Origin of the sequence: uncultured Agrobacterium sp., from assembly GCA_913777615.1 — a bacterium.
Taxonomy (GTDB): domain Bacteria; phylum Pseudomonadota; class Alphaproteobacteria; order Rhizobiales; family Rhizobiaceae; genus Agrobacterium.
Map to the genome: position 1 here is coordinate 443,096 of CAJYTK010000011.1, position 11,007 is coordinate 454,102.

The window sequence follows — 11,007 nt, forward strand, 5'->3', positions numbered from 1 at the left end:
GAATCATAGTCAAGAGTCTTGGCATCGAAATCTTTTCGGTGAGCGATTTTCTTTTGCCTTTTTGAAGGTGAAAGACATGAACAGCGCTAATGTAGCGACGCCTTTCGGGCGGCGAGGGGTGACTTATGCCCAACTCGCACGTCAGTTTGCGTCTGAAAACATCAATACGGAGCAGTCCATCGACAAGTGGAAGCTGTTTCGTCGAATCTGTGAAGCACGAACCGTTCTGGGTATCTCGGACCGGTCGCTGGCTGTCCTCAATGCATTGCTGAGCTTCTATCCAAAAACCGAGCTCTGCGAAGAAAACGGTCTAATCGTCTTTCCTTCCAATGAGCAGCTGTCTTTGCGCGCACATGGAATGTCGGAGCAAACCTTAAGACGGCATCTTGCCGCTTTAGTCGACGCAGGACTTGTTCTGCGCAAGGACAGTCCAAACGGAAAACGCTACGCTCGAAAGAGCCGGTCCGGCAGCATCAGCGATGCCTTCGGATTCTCACTATCTCCTCTCATCACCCGTGCCGACGAATTCGAGCAAATCGCCGAAACTCTTGCCGAAGAGCGTCTGCAACTCCAGCGCCTTCGTGAGAAGGTCAGCCTATGCCGGCGAGACATCGTAAAACTTATCGAACTTCTGTCCGAAAATGTGGATTTTGAACGGCTTGAAATCCTGCAAGGCCGCTACCGTGTCATCACATCAACCATCGACCGGAAAACGAAGGCGCCACAACTCTCCCTTATTCTCGAGAATTTGAGCGAAATACGCTCTGATATCGCTAAGCTTCTGGAAAACCAGCTAGAAATCGAAAAAATAAGCGTCAATGCCTATCAAAATGAGCGGCTTATACAGAGTTCAGAATCCGAATCCTATTTTGAAAACGGTGACGCTGTGGAAAAACCCACCGCTCAAACCTCAGCCGTTTCGCCAAGCAGAGAGCAAAGGCAGGCATCATCCCCAACTTCCACAACAGCAAACCCTGCCGAAGACCGATATGATCTCCAGACGGTACTGAAGGCATGCCCGGAGATAGCCCTCTACGGCCCCAATGGTGCAGTAAGGAGCTGGATCGACCTCAAAACTGCAGCAAATGTGGTGAAAACTATGCTTTCCATTAGCCAATCTGCCTTTGAGGAAGCGGAGAAAGAGATTGGTCCACAGGCTACCTATACAATCATAGCGTGCATACTGGAAAGATCGGAGCATATCAGTTCGGCAGGCGGATATCTGCGAAGCCTGATCAAAAAGAAGAATAGCGGCAATTTCTCAGTCCGACCGATGCTGATGGCTCTTCTGCGATCAAGAATGGCTGGAAAATCCTCAACCGTGCCATTCCTGTGCTGAGGATTATCATGATCGAGGACGTCTCTCGCGAGGAAGAACAGACAGCCGGCTTCAAGCACCAGGTGGCCTAACCTTATGGCTTGGTTCTCGAAAGACGATCGCTGGTTCCTATATGGAGGATTAAGCAAATTATGCAGCGGGAGTAGTTCGATGAGCGAACGGAGCCTTTCCATGAAGCCAATGGCACCGGTGACCATAACACCAACGGCAAAAGCCTTGTTGGCACTGATCCGCAATCCATTGGATGCACTGCCTCCCTCGATCTTTTCGGAGCCTTTTGTGTTTTCGAAAACGGCTGGAAGCGTTAAGATTTATCTATCTGATCCCGCGTTGATCCATGAGACACTGGTAAAGAATGCCGATGCGATGGGGAAAGGCGATCAGGTGCGCCGCGCTTTGGGCCCTGCACTCGGCACGGGCCTGCTGACGGCAGATGGCGCACACTGGAAATGGCAGCGCCAATCGGTCGCGAGCGCTTTCCGACCGTCATCGTTGAAGGAACTTCAGCCTGCCATGCTTGGTGCCGCACGCAACGCGCGCGATCGTCTACTCGAACACATACATCAGCCGGTGGATATCGGGCATGAGATGATGAAGACTACCTTCGACATCATTGTAGAGACGATGATGTCCGGGGGACATGGCATCGATGTGGGGCGCGTGGAGCGTAGCATCACCGACTATCTTCGCCCAAGCGGATGGAACTTCGCCTTAAGTGTTGTCGGCGCTCCTCAATGGACGCCTTATCCAGGCCGACGGCGCGCTATGAAGGCTGTCGAGTTTCTGCGTTCGAGCCTGACGACAGTTCTGGAGAAACGCAGGCGCAACAATTGCGGATCAGAGGATCTAGTCTCAATGCTGATCTCCGCAGCTGACCCGGAGACGGGGCGAGAGATGACAGACGTCGAAATCATCGACAATCTTATGACATTCATCACGGCAGGGCACGAAACGACTGCCCTCGGCCTTGCCTGGACCTTCGATCTGCTGGCGAGACACCCGGAATGTGAAGCCCGCGTCATCGACGAAATTGAAGAGGTCACGCAGGGCAATGACGTTATGGCACATCATGTTCCAGACCTTCACTACACAAAACAGGCGTTTTCCGAGGCCATGAGGTTGTATCCGCCAGCTCCCGTCATCACAAGAACCGCGCTGAAGGACTTCACGATGGGTGATTTCCTCGTACCTGAGGGAACTGTCATATTCGTTCCAATATACGCCGTGCATCATCACGCCTCGATCTGGAACGAGCCTGAGACATTCGATCCCGACCGGTTTTTGCCGGAAGCAGCCAAGAGCCGCCACCGTTATGCTTATATGCCTTTTGGCGCAGGTCCACGGGTTTGTATCGGTAATGCCTTCGCCATGACGGAAGCCGTCATCATACTCGCCGTCATTCTCCAGAAGCTGCGGTTTCGGACAATAGATAAAACGCCGCAACCGATCATGCGAGTGACGCTACGACCGCGAACCAGTCTTCAAATGCAGGTCGTGCCGGCGTGAGAGTGTATTCAGACCTGAATACGAAAATGGCCAGCCGTTGAGCTGGCCACAGCATCTGTTACATTTCGACCTTGGCGTTCTCGCCCATATCAGGCCGAGTGTTGCTGACCGCCGCCGCGGCCATCTTGATGTAGCTGATTACTGTACCTGGGCTATCCCAGTATTCGGCAGCGGAGGGAGAGACCTTCAAGATTCGGATCGACGGGTCTTCGGCGCTGTCCCACCAGGCTTTGGCCGGTGTGGAAAACAGGTCTCGAATACGTTCTCGGTCGTTCTGAACCTCTGCGGTGCCGGATACTGAAACGTATTTTTGACCCTTCGAGTCGGCAAAGGCAAGGCACACGTTCGGGTAACGCGCGATCTCATCATCCTTGTGACTTGCGACATCGGTGAGGAAATAAAATGCGTTTTCCAGGCGCTCGGCCTGAGCCGCCATTGGGCGGGCGCGCAGATCTGAACCTGTCTGGGTGGTTAGCATGCAAAAGCCAATTTTCTCGGCCAGATCCCAAACCTTGGTGGTGTCGTCTTCGATATGTGCCATTCGGCCCTCCTCTAATCGATGATCCAACAACGAGCTTGAGCGAGACATCGTTCCTCACACGGGAACCCCAAAGCGGATCATTTGTTCTGCTGACGAATGGTATAAGTCAACAAGGTATGTTCGATGCGAAGCAAGGAACTTGGCAGGAGCGATCCCTGGAGCGAGCGAAACTTCGTTCTGGTCCTAGATGACGGAGAGGAGGCTTTCGCATCGATCACGCGGTTCTGCGAGGAGAACAACATCACAGGTGCGTCGCTCACCGCAATTGGTGCATTTCGGCAGGCAAATCTCGGCTTCTTCGATTTCAGTCGAAAAAGTTACATCGACATTCCAGTTGAGACACAGTCGGAAGTTTTGAGCGCTATCGGAGATGTAGCCATTGATGATGAAGGGCAAGCAAGTGTTCATATGCACGCGGTTCTCGGCTTCTCAGATGGTTCAACCAAGGGCGGCCATTTCATCAGCGGCATCGTTCATCCCACGATGGAGATCATAATCCGAGAAAGCGCGGTGGCGCTGCGCAGACGGAAGAAGCCAGATCTCGGCATTGCGCTGATCGATGTCTGACAAAAGGTGATAGACGCAAACTTGCAAGCGTCTTACAAGAACGCATCAATCGGGTTGTGAAAATACGGTCTGCGACAACCACAAAAAACCGCTTAAATCGATGGTCGATCTGCGCCTTCTTTGGGGGTTGCTGCAACCGGGGATCGAAGCTAACGAAACATATATTTCGACTTAGAGGCGAAACCAGATTAACTTCTTAATCTATTGTCTTTCCTACTTTATTAACTTCGACATGAGAGGATGACCCAAACCGCATTTTGGGAAATCACCTCATGTCACTCTTCTTCAATTCTTATGCTGCCAAAGTCATGGATGCGCTGGATCTCTCCTTTGCGGTCATCGAGTTTGACGTAGAAGGAAATATTCTCAAGGCCAACAAGAATTTCTGCGACTTGATGGGATACTCCGAGGCAGAACTTCGCGGAAAGCACCACCGATTGTTTCTCGACGAGGATTATGCACGGTCCGCAGATTACGCCGAGTTCTGGAATAAACTCAAAGGCGGAGAATTCGTGTGCAGCGAATTCACCCGGCTGGCTAAGAATGGCGCCGAAATCTTTATTCGCGGCAACTACAACCCGGTCAAGAACAGCGCGGGTAAGGTATTGAAAATCATCAAATTCGCGAATGATATCACTCAAACCAAGATGCAGGCGATCGATACCGGAGCAAAGATCGACGCCATATCCAGAGCCCAGGCGGTCATCGAGTTCGACATGGACGGTACGATCCTTGCTGCCAACCAGAATTTTCTGCAGGCGTTGGGCTACACAGCTTCGGAAATCATCGGCAGAAAACACAGTATGTTCGTCGACGCTGCTTTTGCCGCGACCCCGGAATATGCCGATATGTGGCGCAAGCTGAACGCGGGAGAATTTGTCGCCGGCGAGTTCATGAGAGTGGGCAAGGGCGGTCGTACGGTCCATATCCAGGCCTCCTACAATCCTGTCTTCGATTTTAAGGGCCGGGTTCTCAAGGTCGTCAAATTTGCAACGGATGTGACCGATCGCGTCGAAAACGTTGAACGACTGGCCAATTCGCTGACAAGCCTCGCAGAAGGCGATCTGTCCCAGACCATCGACAAACCCTTCATCACAGCGCTCGATAGGCTGCGCTGCGACTTCAATGCTGCTTCGGCAAAGCTGCGCGATGCCATGGCAACCGTGCGCAACAATGCCGAGACTATCGCTGCGGGAGCCCATCAGATACGTACATCCGCCGACGAACTGGCGAAACGTACAGAGCAGCAGGCGGCTTCCGTCGAGGAGACCGCCGCTGCGCTTGAAGAGATTACAACGACGGTGAAGGATTCCAGCCATAGAGCCGAAGAATCCGGTCAATTGGTCGGACGCGCGAAAAACCAGGCCGACCGTTCGGGCGAGATCGTAAACGAGGCCATCGTGGCGATGGACAAGATCAATCAGTCCTCGAGTGAAATCTCCAACATAATCGGGGTGATCGATGAGATCGCCTTCCAGACCAATTTGCTGGCGCTGAATGCGGGTGTAGAAGCGGCACGTGCTGGCGAAGCCGGAAAAGGCTTTGCCGTCGTCGCCCAGGAAGTCAGAGAACTGGCCCAACGTTCGGCCTCTGCGGCAAAAGAAATCAAGACGCTGATCACCGCGTCCGGAGGACAGGTTGCCAATGGCGTGACCCTGGTTAGCAAGGCGGGCGAAGCGCTTCAGCATATTGCGGGTGATGTTCAGCACATCAACGAGGATATCGGCGCCATTATCGAGTCCGCCCGCGAGCAGTCGACGGCACTCAATGATATAAACCGAGCCATCAATCTCGTTGACCAAAGCACGCAGCAGAATGCCGCCATGGTGGAAGAGCAGACAGCCGCCAGCCACGGACTGGCTGAAGAGGCGAAGGCACTCTTCGCATTGCTCGGGCAGTTTCGTTTCGACTACCGCCCGGCTGCAGGTCACTCCTATTCAAGGTCCGTCGCGTCAAAGCCATCTGCGGCCCGCACGGCGCCGAAGTTCGCCACGCAAGGCAACGCCGCGCTGAAAGCTGAATGGACCGAACTCTGATATTGCACCTTTGGATGCTCTCGACCACCATGATGCGGTAAAAGCGCGTATTCTGGTGGTCTTTTGCTGAAGAAGCATCTTCTTGGAAGGTGTCCGGTTGCAGTGTCGGAAAGAGGCCATTCCAGTGGAGCGTAAGGCTGTAGACGGACGATTCGACACCTGTTCAGCTCGCTATGGTGAGCCTCCAACTTGACTTTGCACGAGCTGGCGTTCCTGATCTCTTCAACAAGCTGAGATCCAAGAGCATTTTTTGCCCATGAATCTACGACATTTAAATTTGACCTTGAGAGGAAAGATTTTTATGTGATGGCGCACTGATGAACGCACAAGCTGATAGACAGGACGACCTGAGACAATGAATAGCGCGAGCCCCGCCATGCATGGCACTGAGATCGAAGCCAGCCGTACGAAGCGTTTGAAGGCTGCAACCCGGGATGCACATGGCGCGCTGGACAGCTTCATCATGACGGCAAAGCCATTCGAGAGCCGTGAAAATTTTGGAAAATTCGTCAAGGCGCAGTATCTCTTTCACAAGGATCTCGATGCGCTGTTCTTCAATCGGACGCTTGATGAACTGTTGCCAGACCTTAAGGGTCGCCGCCGCGTCGGCCTGATCGAGCAGGACTTGCAGGATCTGGGGCTTGAGCTTCCTGGCAAAGGCAGCGACCGTTTTCGTCTCGATGACGATATGTTCGATCTGCCGGAAGCGATGGGATGGCTGTATGTGGTTGAGGGATCCAATCTCGGTGCCGCTTTCCTGTTGAAGGATGCGGCCAAACTTGGTCTTGGCGAGGCGTTCGGCGCGCGCCATCTTGCCGGTGCCCCCGAAGGCAGAGGGCTCCACTGGCGCACATTCACCGCAGCGCTCGATGATATCTCGTTGACGGGAGATGAGGAACGTCGCGTTGTGTCTGGCGCTGAGGCTGCGTTCGTCGCAGTCCATAATTATGCCCGACAGATGATGGACTGATACTTGAGGCGAGGAGGGCTATGTTAGCCTCTCCTTGACCGCTGAGGCATGTGAATAAAACTCGCAGATCGCTCTCAACGCGCTGGTTGCCTTTGAAGGAGCTCTGTCCTACATCAGACTGGCTTTTGAAAAGGAACGGCTTATGGCGAAGATCAAGAATGTTGCGATCCAGATGGATCATGTTTCCGGCATCAATATTGCTGGGGATTCGACTTTCGCGATCAGCCTTGAAGCCCAAGCCCGTGGATATCGTCTGTTCCATTATACGCCTGATCGCCTCTCAATGCGGGATGGAAAGATCTACGCGACAGTCGAGCAGATGGAGCTGCGTGACATCAACGGCGACCACTATTCGCTCTCCGAGCCAGAGCGGGTGGATCTGTCGACCATGGATGTCATTCACCTGCGCCAGGACCCGCCATTCGACATGGCCTATATTACCTCCACGCATCTCTTGGAGCGCATCCACCCCAAGACGCTGGTGGTGAACGATCCGGCCTGGGTGCGCAATTCGCCTGAAAAGATCTTCGTGACGGAATTTGCGGATCTGATGCCGGCAACGCTGATCACCAAGGACATTGGCGAAATTGCTCGCTTCCGTCAGGAAATGGGCGATATCATCCTCAAGCCTCTGTATGGAAACGGTGGGGCAGGGGTGTTTCATTCCACACGTGACGACCGCAACTTCTCATCGCTTCTGGAAATGTTTGGCCAGATGTTCCGTGAGCCCTATATCGCCCAGCAATATCTGCCGGATGTGCGCAAGGGCGACAAGCGCATTCTGCTGGTGGATGGCGAACCGGTGGGGGCGATCAATCGAGTGCCTGCAGAAAACGACGCACGCTCCAACATGCATGCCGGCGGACGCCCGGAGCCGACGGAACTGACGGCCCGCGAAAAGGAAATCTGCGAGCGTATTGGCCCAGCGCTGCGCGAACGCGGCTTCCTCTTCGTTGGCATCGATGTCATCGGCACTTACATGACGGAAATCAACGTCACGTCTCCCACCGGCATTCGCGAAGTCAAGAAGTTCGGCGGCGCCGATGTCGCGAGCTTGCTGTGGGACGCAATCGAGCGCAAGCGCGACGCTCAGGGATGATACACCCGTTGCGACCGTCTTCGCCTTGACGTCATCGCATCAGGCTCTAACGCCCAATTTCAGCGGCGAAGTCCCACAATGATGAGGAGGGACGCGACCGCGAGCGGTAGCCATAGGTGGGAGACCGATTGGGCCGAAGACGGGAAACTGCTCTTTACAACCCGTCGGGTTCATAACGCACCCAAGCGGGAGAAAAAAGAAGAACCAGGCGAAGGTCAGGCACAAAAGCAGCGCCCCTGCCATCAGCAGGATTGTTGTCAACTTAACCTCCGTCATGAGTGACTTCGCCTGCCAAAGCGAAACCCGCTGCCTTCCGCGCTGAAGCTCTGATCGGCATTGTCACTGCGTCAATGAAAGACCGCCAAGACATCTCGATCATTCGGATTGCCCCCTCACGCTCCCTCTGTTCGTTGCACTTGATTATTGCGGAACCTCTGTACGGTTTTACGTGATACGCTTTAACATGCAAATAAACGAGCCGCCGTTAGACTGATCGCCTCATTCCCATGACGCCGCCGTGAGTCCGGAGAGCTGCAGTCTCTATCGCCCTCTTGGCGTGCGTCCCATCACGCGCTTGAACGCATGGGTGAAAGCGCTTTGCGACGTATAGCCAACAGAAAGCGCGACATCCGAAATGCTGCTTCCGCTCGCCAATTGCCGCTCTGAAAGGATCATCCGCCAGCGTGTTAGATAGTCCATCGGAGCGCGTCCGACGCGTTGTGAAAAGCGAAGCGTGAGAGACGAGCGAGACATGCCGATTTCCCTTGCTAGGGAGTCGATCGTCCATCGGCGGGCGACATCATTATGCATAAGCCTGATCGCCTTTGCTATTCGGGCATCGGCAAGCGCGGCTATCCAGCCGATATTCTCATTGGGGTCGGTGGAAATGTAGGAGCGGATGGCCTCCACGATGAGGATTTCCGCCAATCTCTCCGCTATCAAGCTTCCCCCAACTCTGTCAGCATCCGATTCCTCTTTGAGAGCGGAGAGGGTCCGCGCGATCGAGTGAGCGCTCGCTGAACGCGGATCGACCCGCAGAAACGTTGGCAGCGCATCGAGGAGGAATGAAGCGTTAACACTGGCAAACCCGCTGCCGCCACCCATCAGCATTGTCTCAATACGATCTCCCAAACGCACCGTGTTGTGGCCGGGAGGAGCATAGAGCGTCATGCCATCGCAAGGTTCAATATTGGGATGGCTTGCCACCGTGTAGGAGGTGTTGCTGAGCAGGATCACATCTCCTTCAATCAGAGGTTCAGGATCACGATCAGCCAAGATGAGCCAGCATTGCCCGGTCAGGACGGCGATGAATTTTAAGCGCAGCCTTCCATCAAACGATAAGGACCAAGTGCCACCTGCCTCTAGACTGGTGCCGCGCACGCTCTGCGTTTCCAAAACCGACAGGACTTCAGAAAAAGGATCTCTCATTTCGATTTTGGCCGATTGCGACAAAGTACAGGCCTATCAAGCATAGATAGACCGCAAGTGCCACTTTATTCTCGCGGTCTTGAAACCAGAGGAGAACCTTATGACTATCCAAGGCAAAGTCGTCGCCATTACCGGCGCTGGACGCGGCATAGGACGTGCAACGGCGCTTCATCTTGCTTTATGCGGCGCCCGCGTGCTGATTGGGGCGCGCAATGAGACAGAACTGGTGCAGGTTGCTCAGGAGATCGAAAAAGGTGGGGGTGAAGTGGCCCTGTGCGTCACAGATGTGACGAGGCGGTCTGATCTTCAGTCACTCATCAGTCTCGGTTGCAAGCGTTTCGACAGGGTCGACGTACTCGTCAACAACGCCGGTATTGGCGCGATCTCGCGCTTCGATGCATTGCGCGTGGAGGATTGGGACGCGATGATCGACGTAAATCTCAGAGGTGCTCTCTATGGCATTGCTGCTGCGCTTCCGGTGTTCGCACAGCAAGGAACAGGCCACGTGATCAACGTGATATCCACCGCAGGCCTGAAGATCGTGCCGACCATGGGCGTTTATGCCGCGACCAAAAACGCACTGCGCACCGCGACCGAAGCGCTAAGGCAAGAGTCCGGCGCTAGACTGAGGGTTACAGAAGTATCTCCTGGGTTCATCGATACGAGCTTCACCGATTCATCGATTACCGATCCGGACGTAAAAGCAATGATCAACCAACAGAAGAAACGGTTGGCGATCTCACCGGATGCTATCGCGCGGGCCATTGCCTTCGCCATCGACCAGCCTAAGGATGTCGAAATCGGCAGTATCGTCGTTCGCCCAACCGCGCAGGATTAAAGCATTTTCCAAGCAAGTGTGTGCAGCGGTTTTTCGAAAAACGACATTCAGCAGAACACCGATCTAAAGCGTAACGAACGGGCTTGAAAGATCGCGACACGCTTTTGTGTCAGATGAGGCTCTGTCGCGTCGTGACCTACTGTTCGCGAACTTGGTTCTGGTCGGAAATTACTGTGCCCGCATCCGAAACTGTCGGATGCGGGCACCATAGTGTCGGTCTATCTCAAGAAACGGATTTCCCGCAAAGATCGCCGATGTCTGGATCGTTTTCGATTAGACGGCCTGCCGGAATTCCTCATCCTCTCCGTCCGGTCCTCCCATCGACATGTCAATGGCGAAACCCTTGGCGCGAGCCTGTTGAGCTTGGATGCTGCCGTTTGCAGAAGACTGGCGCGCAGGGACTGCGGGCTTAGCCGTAGGACGTTTCGCTGCGGCTGGCTGACGAACCGCTACTTGTCGAGAGTAGCTATCCGCACGCTCGACCTTGAAGAAGGCAATGCTTGCCTGGAGCTCCTCGGCCTGCGCAGCCAGCTCTTCGGAGGTGGCAGACATTTCCTCGGACGCGCCGGAGTTCTGCTGCGTTACCTTGTCGAGCTGCTGGATCGCTTCGTTGATCTGACTTGCACCGATGTCCTGCTCACGGCAGGCAGCAGAGATTTCCGAGACCAGTTCTGCGGTCTTGC

The 11,007-nt window shown here is 54.3% G+C and carries 9 protein-coding genes and 1 pseudogene; 7 read left to right on the forward strand and 3 right to left on the reverse strand.

What is annotated here, in order from left to right; genetic code table 11:
* The first annotated feature begins 76 nt into the window (after positions 1-76).
* Both repC and QZ862_RS11145 read left to right on the forward strand, forming a co-directional pair.
* Positions 77-1,339 (forward strand): plasmid replication protein RepC, encoded by a 1,263-nt coding sequence (repC, locus tag QZ862_RS11140; protein ID WP_296099851.1) that lies wholly within the window; start codon positions 77-79, stop codon positions 1,337-1,339.
* Between the two features lie 150 nt (positions 1,340-1,489).
* Positions 1,490-2,845 carry a cytochrome P450 gene (locus QZ862_RS11145; RefSeq protein WP_296099854.1) on the forward strand — a complete coding sequence of 452 codons (1,356 nt, stop codon included), beginning with the start codon at positions 1,490-1,492 and terminating at the stop codon, positions 2,843-2,845.
* A 58-nt stretch (positions 2,846-2,903) separates the two neighbouring features.
* On the opposite strand, the gene QZ862_RS11150 is transcribed toward QZ862_RS11145, so the two are convergent.
* The gene (locus QZ862_RS11150) at positions 2,904-3,386 is read right to left on the reverse strand and encodes a pyridoxamine 5'-phosphate oxidase family protein (protein WP_296015467.1); all 483 of its coding nucleotides are present in this window, start codon (positions 3,384-3,386) and stop codon (positions 2,904-2,906) included.
* Positions 3,387-3,509: 123 nt separating this feature from the next.
* On the opposite strand from QZ862_RS11150, the gene QZ862_RS11155 reads away from it, so the two are divergent.
* The 4 genes from QZ862_RS11155 to gshB all read left to right on the forward strand — a co-directional run bounded on the left by QZ862_RS11155 (position 3,510) and on the right by gshB (position 8,058).
* Positions 3,510-3,953 (forward strand): PPC domain-containing DNA-binding protein, encoded by a 444-nt coding sequence (locus tag QZ862_RS11155; protein WP_296099857.1) that lies wholly within the window; start codon positions 3,510-3,512, stop codon positions 3,951-3,953.
* 272 nt (positions 3,954-4,225) lie between these two features.
* The gene (locus QZ862_RS11160; protein WP_296099861.1) at positions 4,226-5,989 is read left to right on the forward strand and encodes a PAS domain-containing methyl-accepting chemotaxis protein; all 1,764 of its coding nucleotides are present in this window, start codon (positions 4,226-4,228) and stop codon (positions 5,987-5,989) included.
* A 355-nt stretch (positions 5,990-6,344) separates the two neighbouring features.
* Positions 6,345-6,959: a biliverdin-producing heme oxygenase gene (locus QZ862_RS11165; RefSeq protein WP_296099864.1), complete on the forward strand. Its 615-nt coding sequence runs from the start codon at positions 6,345-6,347 to the stop codon at positions 6,957-6,959.
* A 142-nt stretch (positions 6,960-7,101) separates the two neighbouring features.
* Positions 7,102-8,058: a glutathione synthase gene (gene gshB, locus QZ862_RS11170; RefSeq protein ID WP_296015475.1), complete on the forward strand. Its 957-nt coding sequence runs from the start codon at positions 7,102-7,104 to the stop codon at positions 8,056-8,058.
* A 540-nt stretch (positions 8,059-8,598) separates the two neighbouring features.
* Here the strand turns inward: gshB and QZ862_RS11175 are convergent.
* Positions 8,599-9,486, reverse strand: a complete 888-nt coding sequence (locus QZ862_RS11175) for an AraC family transcriptional regulator (RefSeq protein ID WP_296099866.1) — start codon at positions 9,484-9,486, stop codon at positions 8,599-8,601.
* Positions 9,487-9,586: 100 nt separating this feature from the next.
* Here QZ862_RS11175 and QZ862_RS11180 point away from each other — a divergent pair, with 100 nt between their 5' ends.
* Entirely contained in the window at positions 9,587-10,324 is a 738-nt protein-coding gene (locus QZ862_RS11180; RefSeq protein ID WP_296099867.1) for an SDR family oxidoreductase, read from the forward strand.
* A gap of 273 nt (positions 10,325-10,597) precedes the next feature.
* Here QZ862_RS11180 and QZ862_RS11185 read toward each other — a convergent pair.
* A pseudogene (locus QZ862_RS11185) lies at positions 10,598-11,007 on the reverse strand (methyl-accepting chemotaxis protein); the annotation flags it as partial.